Origin of the sequence: Aestuariirhabdus litorea (assembly GCF_003864255.1) — a bacterium.
Lineage (GTDB): Bacteria > Pseudomonadota > Gammaproteobacteria > Pseudomonadales > Aestuariirhabdaceae > Aestuariirhabdus > Aestuariirhabdus litorea.
This window is the reverse complement of sequence record NZ_QWEZ01000001.1, coordinates 634,280-656,429: the sequence shown is the minus strand read 5'-3', so window position 1 is coordinate 656,429 and position 22,150 is coordinate 634,280. Positions and strand designations below refer to the sequence as shown.

Here is a 22,150-nt window from a genome sequence, read left to right as displayed (position 1 = left end):
TCGATATCATGGAGAGGCGGCTGCCCGCGCCAGGGCAGCCAGCGCGCCGGACACCGTCTGCAGCACAGCGTCACACCCCTCTATCCGGTGACGCTGTGCCAGATAGGCGGGTGCGGTGTAGCTGAGCCATACCCTGCCCTCCTCGTCCTCGCTGATCAGCATCTTCTGCGGCAAATCCACCGCCACACTGGGCTGGCACTCCATCAACGGCGTACCCAGTTTAGGGTTACCGAAGATCAGCAACTCGGTGGGGGGCAGGCTACGCCCCACCGAGCGCGCTCCGGCACCATGGTCAATGCGGGCAAACAGGGTAATCCCCTTGCGGGACAACAGCGCCTGCAGCCGCTCGCTGGTGGTGGCGACACTATGGGCGCTACCGACCCAAAGCAACCCATCGTCGGCCTGGGCATGGATTGCCCCCAGCAGACTGCTGACCAGTAGGGCCAGCACTCCAGCCGATGCAGGTTTAAAGCGTTTCATAAGCTCCTCCCGAGTGAGCGACCAGTGCTAGCGCTTGGGGACCTCCTCTACCTCCCCCCCGGCGTCCACCCAGGCGGAGAATCCCCCTGCCAGGTGGGCGATATGGGTCACCCCCATCTGCATCGCCGTATGGGTGGTCAATGCCGAGCGCCAGCCCTTGTTGCAGTAAAAGACCCAGCGTGAATGCTCCGCGAAGATCCCTTTGAAATACGGGCTCTCGGGGTCGATCCAGAACTCCATCATCCCCCGGGGCATGTGGAAGGCTCCGGGGATCTTGCCTTCGCGTTGCAGCTCTCGGATATCCCGCAGATCCACCAGCAGCAGATCCTTATCATCCCCGCGCGACTCCATCAGCTGTTCAGGGGTCAGGCTTTCAACCGCCTGCTCCGCCTCCTCCAACAGGGCGAAGAAGCCCTTGCTCAGTACCGGTTTCATACACCCTCCTCGCTCTGCTCGTACTGTCGCTCGATACGGGCCACCTCAACCCGGTAGGAGGCGTACCAGCGATCGCGCCCGCTCAGCTGCGCCTGCCGATGCTCGGGGTCGCGTTTCCAATCGGCGATGGCCGCCTCAGTTTCCCAGTAGGAGATCGCTATCTCGCGTTTCCCCTCGGTCACCGACGAAAACGCCAGGCAACCGTAACGGGACAGCGCCAACTCCCGGAGGCGAGCAGCGGTTTTCAGGTAATCAGCGTCAACCAACTTAAGGGTGGCGGTAAAGATGACAGCGTACAAGGGGCTCTCCATCGACCAGCGGTTGGGGAAAGGGGCCATCAAACCTGTTGACTATAGCTTACTTGTGCTGGACAAAGGCCTTGGTCCGAGTTGCACTGAGCTCAACGGCGGTTTCTACAACTGCCTCATCCACCCAGCGCTGCAACTGGCCACTCGCCTTGAGGTCGGCGATCTCCCGGCTCAGCGCGTCGACCAGCGCGCCGTGGCGGCGGTTCATGAAATGGTACATGGGCGCCTCGTAGAGGGGGGTTGGGTGCATCATCAGCGGGGGGCCACTGCGCTGGCGCATCTCTATGGCCCCATTGAGTTTAGCCGTCACCACCAGATCAACGCGCCCTTTTTGCAGCAGGTCGAACAACTGCTCCATATCGTTGGCAATCAGGCGGTCCATCCCCTCCGTTGCCTGGGCACTGTAGTGAACGCCCCGCATCACACCGACCCGGTAGGGCTTGAGGTCTTCCCAGCGGCGGATGGGTGGGAAGCCGGCCCGACTGAAGGCCATCGCCTGCATCATAAGGTAGGGTTCAGGAACCCGTAGCAGGTTCGTGTAGCGGGTTACGATATCGGCCACCCGCAACAGCTCGGCGTCGACCTGGCCGCTATCGGCGGCTTGAAGCGCCCGCTTGGCGGGCAGGGGAACGGGTGTCAGGGCCAGATTTAAACGCTCATAGACCTGCGTCATCACACGCTCGGCGATCATCTGCATCGGCGTATCGGCCACCATCGACACCCTCAGCTCCTCAGCCCTGAGGGGCAAACTCGCGAACAACAGATACAGCCCGCCCCACAGCCACAGAGAAAGCCCGGCACTCCGTACCGATAATGGGGTTGTGTTCAATCGTCTAATTTTCAACAGGGTTACACTCAATCCATTGATACCCCGCCGTACCGAAGTGATACAGCGCCAAGGGCATTATAGGCGGCAGGGGCATCGGGGCAAGGGCAACCCAGTCAAAGAGTCTCATCTGCTAGCGACGCTGCTTGCGGGGCCAGACAATACTGAAGCGGGCACCCCCCAGATCACTGTGTCCTACCAGAGCCCGGCCGTTATGCCAGTACACAATACGTCGAACAATGGAGAGCCCCAACCCGTAACCACCGGAAGCGCGGGTGCGGCTGTCGTCCAGGCGGGTAAAAGGGGTAAACACTCGCTCCCACTGCTCTTCCGGAATACCCGGACCATCGTCCTCCACATCAATACGGCAGTTTTCAGCGTTGAGGTGATAGCTGACCCGTACCCTGCCACGGGCGTAGCGGCAGGCATTACCCACAAGGTTTTGCACGGCCCGATGCATGTATCGGCGTTCAACCTCCGCTTTTCGCATCATCTCCGGTAACTGGCTGCGCCGGTGCTCAATCTGGATATCCGGGTTCGTCTGGCTCTGTTCCCGGGTGACCTGGTCGAGGATGCCATCGATATCCTCACGCCGAAAATGGATTACCGGCGACCCCTGCTCCAGATTGGCGTAGGTGAGGATCTCATCCACCAGGGTATCGAGCTCCTGAATATCATTATCCATCCCCTCCAGATGCCGCATCCGCTGTGATTCGGAGGTGGCATCGGCCACCATCTCCAACCCGAAACGCAGGCGTGCCACCGGAGTCCGCAGCTCGTGGGAAACACCGCGAATCATCTCCTTCTGGATGCTGAGCAGTCGCTGGATATGGCTGGCCATGCCGTTGAAGGCCATTGCCAACCGTCCAACCGAGTCAGCACCACGAACCTCTACCCGGGCATCCAGGTTACCTCGTGATATGTGGGTGGCTGCACTCTCCAGTTTCCTCAGGCGCCGTTCGAGTCCGCGCACCAGTACATAGATCGCCAGAGAGACCGAGGTGGACATAAAGAGCACAATCGACATCAGCAGCTTGAACGGGTAGAGCTCAAATAACCTGACCGGCCCTACCTTGAGCAGGCGGGGCTCATCCTTGAGGGGGGAAAAGAACAGCACCGAGCCGGCGCCCTCCCCGAGCTGGGTAAGGGTTTCCCCCTTGGCCAGGCGGATCAGTTGGGGTTCACTTAGCTGTGACTGTTCAGGCGAGACCAGCTCCAGGGCATAGCCAAACCGATGTACCTGTAACTCCGCCAGCACCCCGCCGCGCGCCTCCGGTGGCAAGGGATAAAGCCGTTCCAGCAGCAACTGCAGGGTGCCATAGGCCAGCTGTTCGGTAAGGCTGTTGATCTCGGCGCGCAACATCATGCCGTCATTCAGCGGCATAAAAATCTGTCCCCGGTTATCGGGGGCGATCTCGACCAGTACCCCTTGACGCTCCGCGCGGTCGAGCTGCTCGTGATCCAGCCCGGACTCCCAGTGGGGGAGCAAAACCAGCTCAATGCCCAGCACCAACTCGAGCCTGGCCAGTGCCTCGGGCCTCTGACCGGGAGGCAGCCGCTGCAACTCCTCCGCCACCAGGCTAAAGGTCCCCTCGGCCATCTCCTGCCGGTACTCGGCCAGGCGAACCCCGTTGATGATGGTTACCGCCAGGCCCGACAGTACCGCGACCAACACCAGGGTAAACAGCAGGCCGCCATAGATACGCAGAAAGATACTGGTCACGATGGATCCCGGGTTATGGAGAGGAGGGCAACGGCGATCACTTACGGATCGTCATCAGGTCAGACGGGCGCCGCCTCTTTGACAAAAAGGTAGCCTTTGCTGCGAACCGTCTTGATCAGGCGCGGATGCATCGGGTCATCGCCGATCTTGGGGCGAATGCGGGAAACCCGAACATCAATGGAACGATCCTGGCCGTCGTATTCGATACCCCGCAGTGCCGCGAAAATCTCCTCCCGGCTGAGAACCCGACCCGCGTTGCTGGCCAGCAGCCACAGCAGATCGAACTCTGCGCTGGTGAGTTCGATACTCTCCTCATTGAGCCAGGCCTCGCGCATCGCGCTATCGACCACCAATTTGCCGAAGCTGAGGCGTGACTGATCTCCGCTCCCCTCCGGCTCGTTGCCCGCCGCCGGCGTGTTGCTGCGGCGCAACAGCGCTCGCACTCGTGCCAGCAGTACCCGGGGACGCACGGGCTTGAATACATAGTCATCGGCGCCCATCTCCAGGCCCAGCACCTGATCCAGGTCGTCGGTACGGGCGGTCAGCATCAGGATGGGCCCCTGATAGTCCTGACGCACCCGGCGACAGATGGAGACCCCGTCCTCCCCCGGCAACATCAGGTCCAGTACCACCAGATCAGGTTGCTCGGCCAGGATACGATCGACCGCCTTGGCACCATCGCCCTCGACCCCCACGCTCAGGCCATTGCTTTCCAGGTACTCCCTGGTCAGCTCCGCCAGGCGCTCATCATCCTCGACAATCAGAATTCGACCGGTTTCCGTTGTGTCCACGTGCGTATGTATCCCCGACAGTTATTTGAAGACAGTGGTATTTAGCGAGTTGCTCGACACAGCTATGGCGGGCTCTCTCCCCTTGCAGGGTAGATTATCCTATCCCGCGGTCGCATACAGCCCCCCCGGTCACACTCCCGCGGAGAGCCCCGCCAACACGCTGCGGGTCGATGTAGACGGTCCTCCGCCAGGAAATGAATTTTGCGCCACGCTGCGGCTTGACCACGGCTGGCCACCCCGGGCTGACACCACAATATATAGTATAGGATTTCGCCAGAGACCGACTCCTGCCCTACGGGATGCGGCCCCGGGCAACCGAATCGGCCCTGCCCGGCAATCCACAGGTTTTGGCCCTTTTTCCGCAAACGTCCACCTCACCGACCGTGCGCTGTTGGTAACCGCTTACCTGCGCAGCAACCCACATCTTATCCACAAGATACACCCAGCTTACCCACCTTGCATTCGAGACCAATCCCTATTATCTTGTGTCCATTGATCACTAAAACACTATATATTGTGTGCCTGGCACAAAATCATTGACAAATGTCAAGCACCTTTGCGATGTGCATTGCTGCTTTTTTACAGGCAGGAGTGCAGCAAGTCAGCCACCGCGCTACGCGGGAATGATCGGGGGAAAGACCACGCCAGGCCGTTTCCGGGCCACCTTCCGTGTGACAGCCCGCAACGCTGGAATTGTACCCCGCCTTGCACACTTCAGGGGGAGCTCACAACACTATATGTTGTGTTTCATTTTTAACCGCAGGTACTACATCCTATGAATACCAAACTACTGGTCACCAAGCGTGACGGCCGCCAGGAATCCCTCGACTGGGAGAAACTCCACCGGGTTATCAACTGGGCAGCCGAGGGGCTGAACAACGTTTCTGTCTCCCAGGTAGAGATGAAGTCCCACATCCAGTTTTATGAAGGGATTACCACCTCCGAAATTCACGAGACCATTATCAAGTCGGCGGCCGACCTGATTTCCCGTGAAGCGCCCGATTACCAGTACCTGGCCGCCCGCCTGGCGATCTACCACCTGCGCAAAAAAGCCTATGGAGCCTTCGAGCCCCCTACCCTGCTCGAGCACGTCAGCAAGATGGTGGACATGAAGCGTTACGACGCCCACCTGCTGACCGATTACAGCGCCGACGAATTCGAGGAGATGAACAACTTCATCGACCACCGTCGCGATATGAACTTCAGCTACGCTGCGGTCAAGCAGCTTGAAGGCAAATACCTGGTCAAGAACCGGGTCACCGGCCAGTACTACGAGAGCCCCCAGTTCCTTTACGTACTGATCGCCGCCTGTCTCTTCTCCAGCTACCCGAAAGAGACGCGGATGGCCTACATCCGCCGTTTCTACGATGCGGTCTCCCTGTTCAAGCTATCGCTGCCAACCCCGATCATGTCCGGGGTGCGCACCCCTACCCGCCAGTTCAGCTCCTGCGTGCTGATCGAGTGCGGCGACTCGCTGGACTCCATCAACGCTACCTCCAGCGCCATCGTTAAATACGTCAGCCAGCGCGCCGGTATTGGCATCAACGCCGGCCGCATCCGCGCCCTTGGCAGCCCGATCCGCAACGGTGAGGCGTTCCACACCGGTTGTATCCCCTTCTTCAAGCACTTCCAGACCGCGGTCAAGAGCTGCTCCCAGGGCGGTGTTCGTGGCGGCGCGGCGACCCTCTTCTACCCCCTGTGGCACCTTGAGGTCGAGTCACTGCTGGTACTGAAAAACAACCGCGGAGTTGAGGAGAACCGGGTGCGCCACCTCGACTACGGGGTCCAGTTCAACAAGCTGATGTACCAGCGCCTGATCCAGGGCGGCGACATCACCCTGTTCAGCCCCTCCGATGTACCCGGTCTCTACGACGCCTTCTTTCAGGACCAGAACAAGTTCGATGAGCTCTACGTTAAGTACGAGCAGGACCCGAGCATTCGCAAGAAGACCATCAAGGCGGTGGAGCTGTTCTCGATGTTTGCTGCCGAGCGCGCCAACACCGGCCGCATCTACCTGCAGAACGTGGACCACTGCAACACCCACAGCCCCTTCGACCCGATGAAGGCACCGATCCGCCAGAGCAACCTCTGCCTGGAGATCGCACTGCCCACCAAACCCCTCAACCACGTCGACGACGAAGAGGGGGAGATCGCCCTCTGCACCCTGGCGGCCTTCAACCTGGGCGCGCTGGAGAACCTCGACGAGCTGGGCGAGCTGGCTGACCTGATCGTGCGTGCACTGGACAGCCTGCTGACCTACCAGGAGTACCCGATCCCCGCCGCCCGCAGTGCCAGCATGGCGCGTCGCACCCTCGGTGTGGGGGTCATCAACTACGCCTACTACCTGGCCAAGAACGGGGTGAAATACTCCGACGGCAGCGCCAACGGCCTTACCCACCGCACCTTCGAGGCGATCCAGTACTATCTGCTCAAGGCCTCCAACGAGCTGGCCCGTGAGCAGGGAGCCTGCCCCAAGTTCAGTGATACCCGTTACGCCGAAGGCGTACTCCCCATCGACACCTACAAGAGGGATCTCGATGGCGTCTGCAGCGAGCCGCTCCACTACGATTGGGAGAGCCTGCGCGACAGCATCAAGCAACACGGTCTGCGTAACAGCACCCTGAGCGCCCTGATGCCTTCGGAAACCTCCTCGCAGATCAGCAACGCCACCAACGGCATCGAGCCACCGCGGGGCTTTGTCAGCGTCAAGCAGAGCAAGGACGGCATCCTCAAGCAGGTGGTGCCCGACTACGAAAACTGCCGCAACCAGTACGAGCTGCTGTGGGATATTCCCAGCAACGATGGCTACCTGCAGCTGGTGGCCATCATGCAGAAATTTATCGACCAGACCATCTCAGCCAACACCAACTACGACCCCGCCCGCTTCGAGGGCAACAAGGTCCCCATGAAGCTGCTGCTCAAGGACCTGTTGACCGCTTACAAGCTGGGGGTCAAGACCCTCTACTACCACAACACCCATGACGGTGCCGAGGACAGCCACGGCGAAGAGGATGATGGTTGCGCGGGCGGGGCTTGCAAGATCTAACCCATAGCGTCACTATCGCGCCCTATTGAAGGGATGCGCCCCGCGCATCCCGGTCGACCTAACGGAATAAAACCATGCGTTACACCACATTCAATACCCAGAAGCACGACCAGCTGAAAGAGCCGATGTTTCTCGGCCAGCCCGTCAACGTGCTGCGCTTCGACGAGCAGCGCTACCCGATTTTCGAAAAGCTGACCGACAAGCAACTCTCTTTCTTCTGGCGCCCGGAAGAGATCGACGTTTCCAAGGACCGGCTCGACTTCCAGTCCCTGCCGGAGCACGAGCGCCATATCTTCCTCGCCAACCTGCGATTCCAGACCCTGGCGGATGCAGCCGCTGGCCGCTCGATCGCCATGGCGACCCTGCCGGCCGTTTCCCTGCCCGAGCTGGAGGCGATGTACGAACTGTTTTCAGCGGTGGAGTCGGCGATCCACTCCAAGTCCTATTCCCACATCATCCGCAACGTTTTCGATAATCCGACCGAAATTTTCAACGGCATTATCGAGATCGAGGAGATCGTCGAGCGTTCCACCCAGATCTGCCGCTACTACGACGACCTGATCGAGTACAGCAGCTGGTTCAACCTGCTCGGTGAAGGCAACCATTCCGTCAACGGTGAGCGCAAGGTGATCTCACTGCCGGAGCTGAAGAAAAAGCTGTTCCTCGCCATCCTCAGCCTCAATATCATGGAGGGGGTTCGCTTCTACGTCAGCTTCGCTTGCAGTTTTGCCTTTGCCGAACGCAGCCTGATGGAGGGCAACGCCAAGATCATCAAGCTGATCGCACGGGACGAAGCCCTCCACACCAGCGCTGGTCAGCACGTCATCAACACCTGGCGCGCCGGCAAGGATGACCCGCAGATGGCAGAGATCATTCGCGAAAACGAAACCCTCGCCTACCGGATGTTTGACGAGGTGGTGCGCGACGAGAAAGCCTGGGCCGAGTACCTGTTCAAGGATGGCTCCATGATCGGTCTCAACGCCGAGATCCTTAAGCAGTACGTCGAGTACATTGCCAACCAGCGCATGCAGCAGATTGGCCTGACGCCCAAGTACCAGGTGACCAACAACCCTCTGCCCTGGATGAACACCTGGCTGGTCAGCGATAATGTGCAGGTAGCTCCCCAGGAGACCGAAATCACCTCCTACCTGGTGGGTGCCATCGACCGCGATGTGGATGGTGAAGACTTCGGCGACTTCGCCCTATAACCGGCCAGAAACCGAGTCTATGACACATATCGTTAAAGTGATGGACGGCTTCAGCTTTATGCCCCGCGAGGGGCAGACGCTGCTGGAGGCGCTGGAAAGCGAGCGGGTCGAGATCGATTACCAGTGCCGGCAGGGGTTCTGCGGCGCCTGCCAGGTCGAACTGCTGGCCGGTGAAGTGGAGTATGAACAGGAGCCGGTAGCCTTTGTGCCACCGGGACGCATCCTGCCCTGCTGCTGCAGGACACGGAGCGATATCACCATCGAGATCCCCGAAAGCCAGCGCAAGACCGGTTAAGCCGGCTCTAACCACTGCTGCAACTGTTGGCGGCTGGTCCCCACGCCGCCACAGACAATCACCAGCACATCCCTGAAGGGCTGCAACGTCCCATCAAAATCATACAGCGCCGCCAGGCTGGCCCCACAGGCCGGCTCCACCAGCAGGCGCTGTTCCTCAAGAAAACGATCGCAGGCACCTATCGCCTGCCCATCGCTGACCGTTTTCGCCGTCACCGGGTGCTGGCTGGAAAGCGCAAAGGCCCGCTCGGCGACACAGAGTGCCCCCAGCGAGGTCGCCACCGAATCGATCCGCTCGACCCCCTCCAGCCGCCCAGCCGCCAGCGCATGGTTGAGGGAGGCCGCCCCCTCGGTCTCCACCGCCCACACCGGCACCCGCTCAGCCCCGTTGCGGCGCAGCCCCTCGATGGCACCGCACAGCAGCCCACCACCACCCACCGATAACACCACCAGATCCGGTTGCACGCCCGCCTCGACCACCTCGTCAATAAGGGTCCCGTGCCCCTGCCACAGCAGGGGATCATCGAAGGGGTGGATATAGGCCCCGCCTCGCTCGGCCAGCTCCAGCGCCACCTCGTGGGACTCATTCCAACGAGCCCCCTCAACCCGTACCTCAGCCCCCTGCTGGCGGATCAGCTCGATGGCGCGGGCACTGGTGGTGATAGGAACCACGACGGTCACCGGCACCCCCAACTGGCGCCCGGCATAGGCGACCGCCAGCCCGGCGTTGCCTCCCGACGAGGAAACCAGGGAGCGCGCCCCCTGCGCCACATAGTGCTGGCAGGCAAGGCTAACGCCCCGGCACTTGAAGGAACCACTCGGCTGCAGGGCTTCCATCTTCAACCACACCCGGGTACCGAGCTGCTGGCTCAAGGGCAGCGATTGCAACAGAGGCGTTTGTATATGAAGCGGTCTCATGGATTGTCTCTCTGGGTCAGGTTAGCGATCCACCACCGGGGCACTACCCTGGCGGCGGTTGTGGGTCGGAAAAAGAGAAAAAGGGTCACCGAAGTGACCCCCATTAACCACCACTCCCCCTAAGAGGGATCCGGCAGCGATGGCTATTCGGCCATGGCCACCTGGGGCAAGCGCGTCAACGCCTCCTCGATCGCCTGCTGGGGATACTCATAATCCTCCAACTGGCCACCCAGGTAACGGTCGTAGCTGGCCATATCGAAATGACCATGACCGGAGAGGTTCAGGAACAGGGTCTTCTGCTCTCCCGACTCGCGGCAGCGAAGCGCCTCGTCGATGGTAGCGCGAATGGCATGATTGGATTCAGGCGCGGGGATAATCCCCTCCGCTCGGGCAAAGGTCACCCCCGCCTCGAAGGTCGCCACCTGGGGCACTGCAACCGCCTCGATCAAGCCTTCCTGGTACATCTGCGACACCAGCGCCGAGGCGCCGTGGTAACGCAAGCCACCGGCGTGAATACCGGGGGGCATAAAGTCGTGTCCCAGGGTGTACATCAGGGTCAGCGGGGTGAAGCCTTCGGAGTCACCGAAGTCATAGGCGTAGTGGCCGCGGGTCAGGCTGGGACAGGAGCTGGGCTCAACCGCCACCATACGCACCGGCTTGCCGCCGGCGGCGACATCGGCAAAGAAGGGGAAAGCCGCACCGGCAAAATTGGAGCCCCCCCCACAGGGGGCGAAGATCATGTCGGGGTAATCGCCCACCTTTTCAAACTGCTTCTTGGCCTCCAGGCCGATGACGGTCTGGTGCAACAACACATGGTTCAATACCGACCCCAGTGAGTACTTGGTATCGGCGCGGGATACTGCCTCCTCCACCGCTTCGGAGATGGCAATCCCCAGGGAGCCCTGGCACTCGGGGTCCTTAGCCAGGATCCGGCGCCCCACCTCAGTCTGGTCGGTGGGGCTGGCCAGCACCTCGCCTCCCCAGGTCTGCATCATGGATCGACGGAAGGGCTTTTGACCGTAACTCACCTTCACCATATAGACGCGCACATCGATGCCGAACATCTGCCCGGCCAGCGACAGGGAGGAGCCCCACTGCCCGGCGCCGGTTTCGGTGGTCAGGCGGGTAATACCGGCCTGACGGTTGTAATAGGCCTGGGCCACTGCTGAATTCAGCTTATGGGATCCGGCTGCCGAGACTCCCTCATATTTGTAATAGATTTTGGCCGGAGTGTTGAGCGCCTTTTCGAGCCGGTGCGCCCGGAACATCGGCGTAGGGCGCCACTGGCCGTAGATCTCTCTCACCTCATCGGGGATATCGATCCAGCGTTGGGCGGAAACCTCCTGCTCAATGATGGGGTCACAGAAAATGGCCGACATGGCAGAGGGGTCGAGCGGGTTACCATCGGGTCCCAGGGGTGGCGCCGGCGGCGTCGGCAGGTCAGCCACCACGTTATACCACTGGCGGGGTATCTCGCTCTCATCCAGTAAAATCTTGGTTTGGGTCATCCGGGTCTCCCATCACAGTCGATTAGTCGGTTTATAATTATCGCGACAGTCTATCGAAGTGGGACGGGGGCAGACAAACGGAATTTAAGGCGACCTGGCCAGGGCCAGAAGAACCTCACGAGATGGGATTGGGTATCTGCCCGGTTCGGAGCAACCGGGCCCGGCCGGACTAGGGGGTGTCGTTCTGGAACAGCTGCTGCCAGCGGTCGAAATCACTGTCGATGGCATCGTACAGCTCCATCCCCGTTTCGAGAATGTCCCCCACCTTGTGCTGCCATTTGACCTCGCCTTTGAGGAAGTAGCGCTCGCCGTCAAAATCGGCGCACACATCCAGCACCACCGCCGTTGGCAGCGGGTCCTGGATATTCATACGAAAGCCGGCCGGGGATATATCGAGGGTTTCGCACAACACGATCTCCACATCCCCCAAATGGTCGGGCAACTCCACGTAAACCTCAACACTGCGGTTAAGGCGATCCTGGAAACGCTTGTTCTCCTGCACGGTTTTCATGGCTCGTCTCCCCTACTGCCGCCGCTGTTGTTCGCTTCGGATACCACCAACCACGGTGGCCAGTGCGGAGCTGAAATTGCCCCCGCTCTCGACCACCACCAGTCGCCCTTCATGGAGCTCCAGCGCCACTTCCGCTTCGCTCAGGCTCAGCTGCTTATTGCCGGCCCGGTCCACAAAAATACGCTGCTGGTCGATCTTGTTGATCACCGCCAGTTTTAGTTTCATCCGCTTTTCACCCAAACGCTGCTCCAGCCAGGATCCGGTTGGCAGGGAGCGAGCAAGATTGAGGCTGCGCTGGTGGCGCTCAGTCTCCTCCTTGAGTTTCTGCTCGGCGGCCTGGCGCTTGCGCTCCTCGGCCAGACGCTTCTCCTCCTCCGCTTTGGCAATCGCCCGCGCCTTGGCTTCAGCTCGCGCCTGGGCCATCAGCTCAGCCCTTCGTCGCTGCTCCGCCTCCAGACGCTCACGCTCCTCCTGCTCGAGCCGTTTTTTGGTTTCCGCCAGGCGCCGCTGGTGCAGTTCGGCAACCTGCTCAAGGTGTTCCAGCAGTTGCTCGAAGTTCTGCTCTACCCGGGCGATCCCGGCCAGCAGGGTGACCGTCTCCTGCTGCAGGCCGATGGCCAGCTCGATACGGCTCATATCCTTGATGCGCATTCCCTGGCGATTCACAAAAATCAGCTGCTGCCCCTCGTTGATACGCACAGCCAGGCGGCCAAAGCGCGAACCGCCCTGCCCATCCGCCATACTCACCCAGTCACCCTCGCGCAGCTCATCCACCTGCTTGAGCAGGGAGGGGTGCAGGGTGTCGGGAACCCACTCATCACAGCTCTGTGCCTCCATGGGAAACATCGGCTGCAGCTCAACTGCCTCGCCCCGTAGCATGCCCATCAGGCAGTCCGAAATCTGGCCGCAGAGCGCCTCCAGGTCTTCCGGGTCACGGTGCAGCGAAACGAACACGTCGTGGGAGTTTTTGATCACCAGGTCAATGGTGTTGTAGAGCGCCTGTTTCTTGGCAGGATCGTTGCGGCTGCTGATGATGCGGGCAAGAAACTGGGCGTAACGCACGCCGCGGGTCCACTCGGGGCTGGCGGCCCCCTTTTGCAGGCAGATCAGGCGCATGGAGTTACACCAGTGCTCCTCAATCGCCAATGCCAGCTCGGCGGGAAGCTCGCGATCCGAAAAAATTTTGTTGTAGGTCTCACTCAGGGTGCGCTGGGCCTGCAGGGCAAGGGCGTGCCCCACCTCGGAGTCACTCATGCGCTGCACGATCTTGTCGGCGCGCTGCTCGATCCTGTCCAGCTGCTGGTCGATCAAGGCACCCATGGTTTCAAAGTCACCAGCGCTGGCCATCCCACTTTCATGCAGGGTGGCGCACAGGTGGGTCAACTGCACCACAATCGGTGAGCGTTTGTCCTCTTCATCGATGCCATAACCGGCGCGACAGAGTTTGCGAACAAACACCATCGCCGGATGCAGCCGCTGGCGATCAAAAAGGCTCTCCTGCAGGGCAAGCTGCATCAGTGGCAGCTCAAGAAGCCGCAGGGGTTCCCGAACTACGCCAGGCAACTCTGGCCACCGCTGCAACGATTCGAAAAACATCGCGCACAGGCGCAGCGCCTGCTCCTCACTGGGTGCAAGCTTAACTTTCTGCTGGTTGAAAACCGCCAGCACCTTTTCGGACAACAGCTGCCCGTCCTTGCCCTGCTCCAGCTTGGTCAGCCAGGCGACTAACTTCTCGATTCTGCTTTGATCAACGCTCAAAGCGACTCCCCCACTGCGAATCAACGGCACTTAACTCCAGAGAACAGCGGACCCTGCTACTAGCCAACAGGATTCTGCCTGATAAAGTCTATGATGGCCCGACTGAGCGCCTCACTGCAATCCTCCTGCAGGAAGTGCCCCCCGGGCATCAGCTGGTGGGGCTGCCCCTGACAGCCCGGTATCAATTTCTGAAACACCCGGTCCCCACCAGCGGTGATCGGGTCCCCATCGGAAAAGAGGGTTAACCAGGGCCTTTGAAAAGCCATCAGGCTTTGCCAGGCCTCTCGGTTAGCCAACGCCTGGGGGTCATCCGCCGCCACCGGCACCAGCATTGGAAACTGCCTCGCTCCCTGTTTGTACGACTCATTGGGAAAGGGCGCCTCGTAGGCCTCAGACTCCGCCTTACTGAGCGATCGCTGGGTGCCCCGTTGCAGGATCTCCCCGGCGGAGAAGCAGTGCACCTCCTGGGAGTAACGCCGCCAGCCGAGAAACGCCTCGCTCGCTTCTCGCTCGGCCGTTGGCAGGAAGGTGTTGGCGGTGACCACCCTCGCAAAACGCGCCGGCTCTGACGCCAGCAGCCGCAGCCCCAGCAGTCCCCCCCAATCCTGGCAAAACAGGGTAATGCCTTGTAGCTGCAGCAGATCCAACCAGCACTGCAGCCACTGAAGGTGACGCGGATAGCTGTAATCGCCGCGCCGGGCAGGCTTATCCGAACGCCCGAACCCGATCAGGTCGGGGGCCAGTACACGGTAACCGGCCGCCACCAGCGGAGGGATCATGTGGCGATAAAGATAGCTCCAGGAGGGCTCCCCATGCAGTAACAACAGGGTTTCGTCACCTTGCCCTTCATCCACATAGTGCATCCGTAGATGGTTGCCCTCCGGGTCGGTCAATTCTGCATACCGGGGCTCGAAAGGGTAGTCAGGAAGATCCGAAAAGCGACTGTCGGGGGTTCTCAGCAGGTCCATGGCTGGCTCCAGGTGAATGGGCGACGGGGAACCAGAGTATAGACCGTCACCCCAGCTCCAAAGCGCCTTCGAGCTGATTGATGTGCTGCAACAGCTCCTGGCCGGGATCCCGGTGATGCAGCAGCGCATCCACACATTCCGACTGGCGCAGCTCGACCTCCTCCCCCTGCTCATAGGCGCAGATATCAACGTCACAGGCATTGATGCCGAAGCGTTGGCGATTGGCGTCAATCCGCCGGTAGGCATCGATTTCGGCGGCCAGGGCATCACACGCCATGATGTCGAATCGAGCCACGATACGCTGGGGGTTCATGCAGTCGGTGCAGACCACATTCCAGCTCACCGGATCATATCGACTGTAAGAGAAAACTCGAGACATTCACCACAACTTATCGGCCCAGGGCCTGAAGCATTGAGAACAGGGTAACGAATGAATTTTCCAGCAAAACGGTTTGATAACTATAGACGTGGGTCAACAAGCGAGCAGGTGTCGGAAAGAACACAGACAAGGTGAGCAACTCAGGCGCGGTGAGCACCCTCTAACAGGCCGCCGAGTCTCAGTCCTCCCTGCGTAGCGGGTCAAACAGGTCCTCAATCAAGGGCGCGTGACGGCTGTCCAACAACAGGTCCAGCTGAACCTCTTCACGTTGGGCCATGTGCTCCTTGATGCGGCTGCGACGGCGCTTGCACAGTGCCATTACCCGGGCACGTTGCGCCTGGGTCATCTGGTTCCAGTTGAAGCGTTCATCCCGGCTGCGCAAACAGCCCACGCAGTAGCCACGGTTATTGGTGGTGCAGATACCTCGACAGGGAGAGTCGATATCAAACAGTTCAAACTGTTGCCGATCAGCGTCCATTGACGACTGTTTTTGTTCACCGGTGGCCATGGAAGCAGGGCGTCCTCGTGGTGTTTCTGTGGCCAGGGCTGCTGAGCCATTTCTCTGCTTTCGCGACTGAGATAATACCACCATCGCCCCGTAATACCGCAACAGTCCGCTCAGTTATTGTTCCCTGGATTGCCTCCCCTGTTATCCCCCCTGTGGTTGGCTTGCCCAGATGCGACCGATCCCTGCCGTAATCCCGTCATGCTGCCCTGCATGCCTGCGCAAAGGGAATCGCAATGGTTACAATGCGGGCAAGATTATCTGGAACAGCCCTATGGAAGCCACCTCGACCCCGTTGCTCAGCACCCCTGACTTTCGATTTTTACCCCACACCCTGGCTGCAAACAATGCCAGCCAACGGGATCGGTGGGAACGCGACGGAGTCTGTATCGCCCTGGTCGACGAGGGGGTATTGCTGGTCGAGCCGCCGGCGGCCACCACCAGCCTTGTGCTGTCGGCCGGTATCCACGGTAATGAGACTGCCCCTATCGAGCTGCTGGACCGGCTAGTCGACCGCCTGCTCAAGGGCCAGCTGGTGCCAAAAGCGCGACTGCTGCTGATTCTTGGCAACCCTCCTGCCATGCGACGGGCAGAACGCTATGTCGACACCAACCTCAACCGCCTGTTTAAAACCGAGGGGGTCGAGGGAAGTGGCTACGAGCCCCAACGGGCACAGCGATTGATGAATCAGGTGGATCGCTTTTTTAGCCAGGCGTCAGGGCTTCGCCTGCACTACGACCTGCACACCGCCATCCGTGGCAGCGAATATGAGAAGTTTGCCGTCTACCCCCACAACCAGCGGACGCCACACTGGGACAGGGGTCAGCTTGAGTGGCTGGCCGGCGCCGGTATCGAGGCGGTGCTGTTTCAGGACCGTAACTCTCCCACCTTCTCCTGGTACAGCAGCGAGGTGCATAACGCCCACGGCTTCACCCTGGAGCTGGGCAAGGTGCACCCCTTTGGAGAGAACGATGGGAGCCGCCTGATGGCAATGGAAAGCAACCTCAGCGCGTTGATTGAGGGGCGTCAGCCAAGCCGGGGCGCGCTGGCGTCGCTTCGGCTGTTTCGCATTCGCGACCAGATCATCCGTAAAGGGGAGCGTTTCGAGCTGCTGTTCCCCGATGACCTGCCCAACTTCAGCCGTTTTATGCCCGGCAGCCTGATCAGCCGCGATGAAGAGAGCTGCTACACCCTCAGCGGCAGCCCCGGTTACATTATCTTTCCCAACGCCAAGGTCGAGATCGGAGCTCGGGCGGCGCTGATCGCCGAAGCGGTGGATGCGGACCAGCTCTTTGACAGCGAGGCGAGATAAGCCCCCACTGCACCCCCGTTTTTCTCGCTGCATCGCCTTTGCAGCAACCCCAAACGCCGCCTAGAGTGGGTATATCGCCCCGTGCGCTGACACCTGCTCCCACTCGCTCCCTCGCTGTCCAGAGAGGGACCCTGCGACGCAGGCCATCGCGTGGCCACCTTCGACCGCACCCGATCGAGAATGCGTTATGTCCTACCAATCTATCCAAACCCTAAGGCACGACAATATCCTGGAGCTCAGGCTCAACCGTCCGGAGCGGCTCAACGCGGTGATCAAACCGCTCTACGATGAGCTGCTCGACGCCCTCGAAACAGCAGAGCGGGACCCGACCATTCGCGTTCTGATGCTCTCTGGCGAAGGCCGTGCCTTCTGCGTCGGGGCCGACATGAAAGCCCACGCCAGTGGCGAGCGCAGCGCCTTCGAAAAACGCCAGTATCTGGCCGCCGAGCAGCAGCTCTGCAAGCGACTGTTCAGTTTGGAAAAACCGATCGTCTGCGTGGTGCAGGGGTACGCCATCGGTGCCGGTGCCGAGCTTGCCATCGCCTGTGACTTCCTGCTGATGAGCAAAAAGGCCCAGCTCGGGCTGCCCGAAGTGAGCATAGGCACCTTTATCGGTGGAGCGGTGAGCTATCTGCTACCCCGTCTGGTTGGGCTGGCACGAGCCCGGGAGCTGATCTTCGGAGGCCAGCGCATCAGCGCCAAACGCGCCCTCAAGCTGGGGCTCGCCAGCCGCTGCCTGGACGAGGAGTGCTTCCGTGAGCAGGCGCTGGAGTATGCCCAGGCACTGGCTCAAAAGGCGCCTCTGTCGATGGCGCTGGCAAAACGTCACCTCAACCTGCTGGGAAACCAGTCGATCGATGCGGCCCTTGCCTCCGAGCTGGAGGGGATGTGCTTTTGTGCCACCACCCACGACTGGCAGGAGGGGGTGGATGCCTTCGCTGAAAAGCGCCCTCCCCGCTTTACCGGCAACTAAGAGCATCGACCGACTGCACACAGCGAGTACTGTCATGAAAAACCGCCCCCTCGACTTTTTATCGCCGCGATCGATCATGGTGGTCGGCGCCTCCGCCAACCCCGCCAAACGCGGCTACAACGCCATCGCCCGCCTGTTGTCCGACGGCTTTGATGGACCGATCTACCCGATTAACCCCCAGCTCACCGAACTCAGGGGACTGACCTGTTACGCCTCCATTGCCGAGGTTCCCGAAGCGGTCGACCTGGCCCTGATCTGTACCCCGGCTTCAACCGTGCCGGAGATTATCGAGCAGTGCGGGGCAGCCGGCATCCAGGGCGCCATTGTGCTGGCCACCGGTTTCTCCGAGAGCGGTCCCGCCGGGGAACGACTCGAACAGGCCGCCGTCGAGGCGGCACGGCGCAGCGGTGTCCGCCTGGTGGGGCCCAACACCTCGGGTATGTTCAATACCGCCCGACAATGCAACCTGGTGGGTTTCCAGGACCTCAGGCAGGGCAGTGTCGGAATACTTTCCCAATCGGGCAATATGGCCCTGTCGATGATCACCGAAAGCCGGCGCCACCCGACGCTCGGCTTCAGTACCTATATCGGCGTCGGCAACGAAGCGGAGATTGCGCTGCACGAATACCTCGACTACTTCGCTCATGATAGTGACACCCGCGTTGTCGCAACCTACATCGAAGGGGTGCGTCAGGGGGAGGCGTTTTTGCAAAGCGCTCGCGCGCTTTCCACCCGCAAACCAATGGTACTTTACAAGTCGGGACGTACCCCCAGCGGCCAAAGCGCCGCTCGCTCCCACACCGGAGCACTGGCCGGCGACATTACCCTGTGCCGGGGCCTTATGCGCCAGGCGGGCGTCATCCTCGTGGAGCGTTCCGACCACCTGCTGCCGGTCGCCGAATCGTTGGCAACGCAACCCAGCGCCCGGGGCTATCGGGTTGCCGTGCTGGCCGATGGCGGGGGGCACGCCACGATTACCGCCGATGAGATGAGCGATCGTGGATTGCAACTGGCCGAGCTTGAACCGGCAACCCGAGAGCGCCTGCGTGGATTACTGGGCCCCCAGGCGCCGGTCGATAACCCGGTGGACTTTGCCGGCGCCAGCGATACCGAACCGGGCCTGTTTGCCGACTGCAGCGAGCTACTGCTAGCGGACCCGGGGGTCGACGGCCTGCTGGTGGTGGGCCTCTTTGGTGGCTACCAACTGCGCTTTTCCACCACCCTCGCCGATGTCGAAGAGCAGGCCGCACAAACCCTCTGCCGGCTGCAAAAGCAATACGGCAAGCCACTGGTGCTGCACAGTCTCTACAAGCACCACAACACCGAGGCCCTTCAACGGCTGGAAGCCGGCGGAATTCCGGTGCAGGACTCGCTGGAGGTTGCCGTGCACTGCATGGCCGCACTCTGTCAGTACGGCGAGGTGCAACAACGTCCATCCCCTGCTCCGAACCTGAGACGGGAGGCCCTCACCCCGTTGAAAGCCGCCGCTGAAATGCTGGACGCCGTGATCGCCGAGCAGCTGCGGGTCGTCACCGAGGATAAAGGGCGGGCACTGCTCAAACTGTATGGCATCGACACGGGTGAAACCTGCCTGATCCAAGACGAAACCGCACTCCGAGCGGCCGCCCGCGATTTCGGGGAGCGAGCACTGGCCATGAAGGTGGTGAGCCCCCAGGTGGTGCATAAATCCGATGCCGGAGGGGTCGCCCTTAACCTCAGGGGAGAAAAGGCCTTGTTGCAAGCCTTCCAGCGCATTATCGACAGCAGCCGGCGCTATCGCAACGATGCCCGGATCGATGGAGTGCTCCTGACCCCTATGGCCCCTGCGGGTGGGGTAGAGGTGATTCTGGGTATTACCCGCGACCCGCAATTTGGCCCCGTAATCATGTTTGGGCTGGGGGGCATCCACGTGGAGGTACTGCGGGATGTGAGCTTCCGCGCCCTGCCCCTGGATGCCGCCGATGCAGCCACCATGCTCACCGAAATCCGTGCCCACAGGATCCTGGAAGGGGTGCGAGGGCAGCCACCGGTCGACCATGACGCCCTCATCGAGCTGATGCTCAGTCTCTCCCGACTGCTTCAGGCCCATCCGCAGATCGCCGAGCTGGAACTCAACCCGGTGATGCTGTATCAAAGCGGCCTGGAGATACTGGATGTGCGCATCCTGCTGACCGAAAAACCTATCCGCTGACTCACTTTAACAAGGACCAAGCCACCATGAACCTCCCCGCCCTGACCGACGCCACCCTGGAGATCGATGGACGCGTAGCCCTGCTTACCTTTGCCCGCCACGATGTTCGCAACGCTCTCACCGGCACCGCGCTGGTTGACGACATTGTGGCCACCATCGAATGGGCCAACCGCAACCCGGCGGTATCGGTGCTGGTGATGACCGGAGCCGGATCGGCCTTTTCAGCCGGCGGTAATATCAAGGAGATGGCCGAGCGCGAAGGCCGTCATCGCGGGGGTGCCTTTGGTGGTTCGGTATTCGAGGTACAGCAGAAGTATCGCGAGGGTATCCAGCGTATGCCGTTGGCCATGGAGAGCGCGGAGCTGCCTGTCATCGCGGCCATTAATGGACCGGCCATCGGCGCCGGGTTTGACCTCAGCTGCATGTGCGATATTCGCCTCGGCTGCGAAAACACCCTGTTGGGGGAGACCTTTATCAACCTGGGCATCATCCCCGGCGATGGCGGTGCCTGGTTCCTGCAACGCCTGATCGGCTTCCAGCGCGCCGCCGAACTGACCCTGACAGGGCGGCTGGTCAAGGCGCAAGAGGCGCTTGAGCTGGGCATTCTGCTGGAGGTGGTTGAGGCCGACCAGTTGCTGCCCCGAGCCCTGGAGCTGGCCCGAACCATGGCCGAGAAGCCCCCCCAGGCCCTGCGAATGACCAAACGCCTGCTGAAGGTGGCCCAGCGCCAGCCCCTGGCAGACTTCCTGGGCCTCTGTGCCAGCTTCCAGGGGATGTGCCATAACACCGAGGACCACCTGGAGGCGGTCAACGCCTTTCTGGAAAAACGCCCCGGTCACTACCGGGGTCGCTAGGCATGACCCTTTTCCCTCCCCTGACACGACAAGCGGCCTGGGTGGCGCTAACCCTCATGCTGGCAGGCCTCTCCCAAGCCAACGAGCCCGAGCCCCTGGCGGCCACGATCAGTGCCCAGGGCGCAGGCCTTTACCGTATCAGCCTGACCCTGCGCCACGCCGATGAGGGGTGGGACCATTACGCCGACCGCTGGGAGCTGGTGGATGAGCAGGGCAACCTGTTGGCAACCCGGCGACTGCAACACCCCCATGTCGATGAGCAACCCTTCACCCGCAGCCTCAGCGCCGTGCGCCTGCCCCAGGGGTTGGAGAAGGTGACCATCCGGGTCCATGACAGCCGGCATGGCTACGGACGCCGAAAAGTCACGCTGGAGATTCCCAGATAGCCAATAGGGAGAACCGGTTCACAGGGGCGCTCTGCTCACGTCCGCTGTGTGACTTTAATCACCACGCATCGTATAAAAATCAACCAAACTAGAACCCATAGCCACAGGGTCAGTGGCCATTTAATCCGCCGTGCAGAGACCGTGCACCAGGAGCTGCATCATGACAGGACGTCATCCCACCCAACCACTGCCTCCCGCAGCCGCGCCCCAACCGGCTGGACTACGCCCCGGCTTTACTGCCCCCACCACCATTCTGATGGCCGATGGCCGTCAGTTGCCGATCTGGTGCCTGCAACGGGGCGACCCGGTGCAGAACCACTCGGGAGGCATCGCCCGGGTGGTTAGCCTGCTGGTTCAACGCCTGGGACCCCGGGCTCTGTGCGGCTTCAACACCGATCCCCCCTTCTTTACTGAAGGGCTGCGCTTTCTGGCTACCGATGGCTGGCGCTGCCTGAAACCAAGTCCCGGCGAGGCGTGTAACCTGTACCCGACCCTGGGTCCACTGCTCAGCGGCTGCCGTCTACTACACTGGAACCACGGCTATCGCAAATCCACCGGAAAAGCTCCCGGACTGCGGGCGGCTCCTCTGTTCAATGCCTACGATATTGATCACATCGAAGAGCGTCACCCCTCTCCGGCCACCCGGGTGTTCAGTCTGGTATTCGACAGGGAAAGCATCATCATCTCCAGTGGGTTTCTGGTCCACGGCCCGACGGAGGAGATGATCCCCGAAACCCCGCTACGGGAGTACCCGCTGAAGGTTGTGCGCTAGCTCG

General features: G+C 61.1%; 22 protein-coding genes. 9 read left to right on the top strand and 13 right to left on the bottom strand.

What is annotated here, in order from left to right; all coding sequences use genetic code 11:
* Positions 1 to 6 precede the first annotated feature (6 nt).
* The 6 genes from D0544_RS03115 to D0544_RS03090 form a co-directional block, all read right to left on the bottom strand.
* Positions 7 to 480 (bottom strand): DUF302 domain-containing protein, encoded by a 474-nt coding sequence (locus tag D0544_RS03115; RefSeq protein ID WP_125014551.1) that lies wholly within the window; start codon positions 478 to 480, stop codon positions 7 to 9.
* A 27-nt stretch (positions 481 to 507) separates the two neighbouring features.
* A complete protein-coding gene (locus D0544_RS03110) occupies positions 508 to 915 on the bottom strand; it encodes a rhodanese-like domain-containing protein (protein WP_125014550.1) in 408 nt (135 codons plus the stop codon).
* Positions 912 to 1,253 (bottom strand): antibiotic biosynthesis monooxygenase family protein, encoded by a 342-nt coding sequence (locus tag D0544_RS03105; RefSeq protein WP_243647230.1) that lies wholly within the window; start codon positions 1,251 to 1,253, stop codon positions 912 to 914. Before D0544_RS03105 ends, D0544_RS03110 begins: the two co-directional genes overlap by 4 nt.
* Before the next feature lie 19 nt (positions 1,254 to 1,272).
* Positions 1,273 to 1,944 (bottom strand): substrate-binding periplasmic protein, encoded by a 672-nt coding sequence (locus D0544_RS03100; protein ID WP_125014549.1) that lies wholly within the window; start codon positions 1,942 to 1,944, stop codon positions 1,273 to 1,275.
* A gap of 238 nt (positions 1,945 to 2,182) precedes the next feature.
* The gene (locus D0544_RS03095; RefSeq protein WP_125014548.1) at positions 2,183 to 3,772 is read right to left on the bottom strand and encodes an ATP-binding protein; all 1,590 of its coding nucleotides are present in this window, start codon (positions 3,770 to 3,772) and stop codon (positions 2,183 to 2,185) included.
* A 59-nt stretch (positions 3,773 to 3,831) separates the two neighbouring features.
* Complete coding sequence (locus D0544_RS03090) at positions 3,832 to 4,563, bottom strand: response regulator (protein ID WP_125014547.1); 732 nt, start codon at positions 4,561 to 4,563, stop codon at positions 3,832 to 3,834.
* Between the two features lie 775 nt (positions 4,564 to 5,338).
* On the opposite strand from D0544_RS03090, the gene nrdA reads away from it, so the two are divergent.
* The 3 genes from nrdA (at position 5,339) to yfaE (ending at position 9,112) form a co-directional block, all read left to right on the top strand.
* Positions 5,339 to 7,609 carry a class 1a ribonucleoside-diphosphate reductase subunit alpha gene (gene nrdA / locus D0544_RS03085; protein WP_125014546.1) on the top strand — a complete coding sequence of 757 codons (2,271 nt, stop codon included), beginning with the start codon at positions 5,339 to 5,341 and terminating at the stop codon, positions 7,607 to 7,609.
* 74 nt (positions 7,610 to 7,683) lie between these two features.
* On the top strand, positions 7,684 to 8,817 hold the full coding sequence (nrdB, locus tag D0544_RS03080) for a class Ia ribonucleoside-diphosphate reductase subunit beta (protein ID WP_125014545.1): 1,134 nt from the start codon (positions 7,684 to 7,686) through the stop codon (positions 8,815 to 8,817).
* 19 nt (positions 8,818 to 8,836) lie between these two features.
* Positions 8,837 to 9,112: a class I ribonucleotide reductase maintenance protein YfaE gene (gene yfaE, locus D0544_RS03075; protein ID WP_125014544.1), complete on the top strand. Its 276-nt coding sequence runs from the start codon at positions 8,837 to 8,839 to the stop codon at positions 9,110 to 9,112.
* Here the strand turns inward: yfaE and D0544_RS03070 are convergent.
* The 7 genes from D0544_RS03070 to D0544_RS03040 all read right to left on the bottom strand — a co-directional run bounded on the left by D0544_RS03070 (position 9,109) and on the right by D0544_RS03040 (position 15,661).
* Entirely contained in the window at positions 9,109 to 10,029 is a 921-nt protein-coding gene (locus D0544_RS03070) for a pyridoxal-phosphate dependent enzyme (protein ID WP_125014543.1), read from the bottom strand. The genes yfaE and D0544_RS03070 overlap by 4 nt on opposite strands.
* Positions 10,030 to 10,172: 143 nt before the next feature.
* On the bottom strand, positions 10,173 to 11,537 hold the full coding sequence (locus D0544_RS03065; protein ID WP_125014542.1) for a TrpB-like pyridoxal phosphate-dependent enzyme: 1,365 nt from the start codon (positions 11,535 to 11,537) through the stop codon (positions 10,173 to 10,175).
* 169 nt (positions 11,538 to 11,706) lie between these two features.
* Positions 11,707 to 12,048, bottom strand: a complete 342-nt coding sequence (locus D0544_RS03060) for a PilZ domain-containing protein (protein ID WP_125014541.1) — start codon at positions 12,046 to 12,048, stop codon at positions 11,707 to 11,709.
* Between the two features lie 12 nt (positions 12,049 to 12,060).
* Positions 12,061 to 13,806: a DUF1631 family protein gene (locus tag D0544_RS03055; protein WP_164880808.1), complete on the bottom strand. Its 1,746-nt coding sequence runs from the start codon at positions 13,804 to 13,806 to the stop codon at positions 12,061 to 12,063.
* Positions 13,807 to 13,865: 59 nt separating this feature from the next.
* Complete coding sequence (locus tag D0544_RS03050) at positions 13,866 to 14,774, bottom strand: haloalkane dehalogenase (RefSeq protein WP_125014539.1); 909 nt, start codon at positions 14,772 to 14,774, stop codon at positions 13,866 to 13,868.
* Positions 14,775 to 14,820: 46 nt separating this feature from the next.
* Positions 14,821 to 15,153 (bottom strand): hypothetical protein, encoded by a 333-nt coding sequence (locus D0544_RS03045; protein WP_125014538.1) that lies wholly within the window; start codon positions 15,151 to 15,153, stop codon positions 14,821 to 14,823.
* A 178-nt stretch (positions 15,154 to 15,331) separates the two neighbouring features.
* Positions 15,332 to 15,661, bottom strand: coding sequence for a DUF1289 domain-containing protein (locus D0544_RS03040; RefSeq protein ID WP_243647229.1), 330 nt, complete (start codon positions 15,659 to 15,661; stop codon positions 15,332 to 15,334).
* A gap of 271 nt (positions 15,662 to 15,932) precedes the next feature.
* Between D0544_RS03040 and astE the strand changes: the two genes are divergently transcribed.
* From astE to D0544_RS03010, 6 genes are all read left to right on the top strand, one after another.
* The gene (astE, locus tag D0544_RS03035; protein WP_164880807.1) at positions 15,933 to 16,970 is read left to right on the top strand and encodes a succinylglutamate desuccinylase; all 1,038 of its coding nucleotides are present in this window, start codon (positions 15,933 to 15,935) and stop codon (positions 16,968 to 16,970) included.
* 187 nt (positions 16,971 to 17,157) lie between these two features.
* Positions 17,158 to 17,943, top strand: coding sequence for an enoyl-CoA hydratase/isomerase family protein (locus D0544_RS03030; RefSeq protein WP_125014536.1), 786 nt, complete (start codon positions 17,158 to 17,160; stop codon positions 17,941 to 17,943).
* Positions 17,944 to 17,977: 34 nt separating this feature from the next.
* Complete coding sequence (locus D0544_RS03025; protein ID WP_125014535.1) at positions 17,978 to 20,134, top strand: acetate--CoA ligase family protein; 2,157 nt, start codon at positions 17,978 to 17,980, stop codon at positions 20,132 to 20,134.
* 26 nt (positions 20,135 to 20,160) lie between these two features.
* Complete coding sequence (locus D0544_RS03020) at positions 20,161 to 20,988, top strand: enoyl-CoA hydratase-related protein (protein ID WP_125014534.1); 828 nt, start codon at positions 20,161 to 20,163, stop codon at positions 20,986 to 20,988.
* A gap of 2 nt (positions 20,989 to 20,990) precedes the next feature.
* Positions 20,991 to 21,374 (top strand): hypothetical protein, encoded by a 384-nt coding sequence (locus D0544_RS03015; RefSeq protein ID WP_243647228.1) that lies wholly within the window; start codon positions 20,991 to 20,993, stop codon positions 21,372 to 21,374.
* 160 nt (positions 21,375 to 21,534) lie between these two features.
* Positions 21,535 to 22,146 (top strand): hypothetical protein, encoded by a 612-nt coding sequence (locus D0544_RS03010; protein ID WP_125014533.1) that lies wholly within the window; start codon positions 21,535 to 21,537, stop codon positions 22,144 to 22,146.
* The last annotated feature ends 4 nt before the right edge of the window (positions 22,147 to 22,150 follow it).

Bases quoted from the DNA above. Each gene is read 5' to 3' on its own strand.
- nrdB (WP_125014545.1), top strand. From the start codon at position 7,684: ATGCGTTACACCACATTCAATACCCAGAAGCACGACCAGCTGAAAGAG.
- D0544_RS03015 (WP_243647228.1), top strand. From the start codon at position 20,991: ATGACCCTTTTCCCTCCCCTGACACGACAAGCGGCCTGGGTGGCGCTA.
- D0544_RS03070 (WP_125014543.1), bottom strand. From the start codon at position 10,029: ATGAGACCGCTTCATATACAAACGCCTCTGTTGCAATCGCTGCCCTTG.
- D0544_RS03115 (WP_125014551.1), bottom strand. From the start codon at position 480: ATGAAACGCTTTAAACCTGCATCGGCTGGAGTGCTGGCCCTACTGGTC.
- yfaE (WP_125014544.1), top strand. From the start codon at position 8,837: ATGACACATATCGTTAAAGTGATGGACGGCTTCAGCTTTATGCCCCGC.
- D0544_RS03050 (WP_125014539.1), bottom strand. From the start codon at position 14,774: ATGGACCTGCTGAGAACCCCCGACAGTCGCTTTTCGGATCTTCCTGAC.
- nrdA (WP_125014546.1), top strand. From the start codon at position 5,339: ATGAATACCAAACTACTGGTCACCAAGCGTGACGGCCGCCAGGAATCC.
- D0544_RS03045 (WP_125014538.1), bottom strand. From the start codon at position 15,153: ATGTCTCGAGTTTTCTCTTACAGTCGATATGATCCGGTGAGCTGGAAT.
- D0544_RS03030 (WP_125014536.1), top strand. From the start codon at position 17,158: ATGTCCTACCAATCTATCCAAACCCTAAGGCACGACAATATCCTGGAG.
- D0544_RS03040 (WP_243647229.1), bottom strand. From the start codon at position 15,661: ATGGCCACCGGTGAACAAAAACAGTCGTCAATGGACGCTGATCGGCAA.
- D0544_RS03020 (WP_125014534.1), top strand. From the start codon at position 20,161: ATGAACCTCCCCGCCCTGACCGACGCCACCCTGGAGATCGATGGACGC.
- D0544_RS03010 (WP_125014533.1), top strand. From the start codon at position 21,535: ATGACAGGACGTCATCCCACCCAACCACTGCCTCCCGCAGCCGCGCCC.
- D0544_RS03105 (WP_243647230.1), bottom strand. From the start codon at position 1,253: ATGGCCCCTTTCCCCAACCGCTGGTCGATGGAGAGCCCCTTGTACGCT.
- D0544_RS03025 (WP_125014535.1), top strand. From the start codon at position 17,978: ATGAAAAACCGCCCCCTCGACTTTTTATCGCCGCGATCGATCATGGTG.
- D0544_RS03065 (WP_125014542.1), bottom strand. From the start codon at position 11,537: ATGACCCAAACCAAGATTTTACTGGATGAGAGCGAGATACCCCGCCAG.
- D0544_RS03060 (WP_125014541.1), bottom strand. From the start codon at position 12,048: ATGAAAACCGTGCAGGAGAACAAGCGTTTCCAGGATCGCCTTAACCGC.
- D0544_RS03110 (WP_125014550.1), bottom strand. From the start codon at position 915: ATGAAACCGGTACTGAGCAAGGGCTTCTTCGCCCTGTTGGAGGAGGCG.
- astE (WP_164880807.1), top strand. From the start codon at position 15,933: ATGGAAGCCACCTCGACCCCGTTGCTCAGCACCCCTGACTTTCGATTT.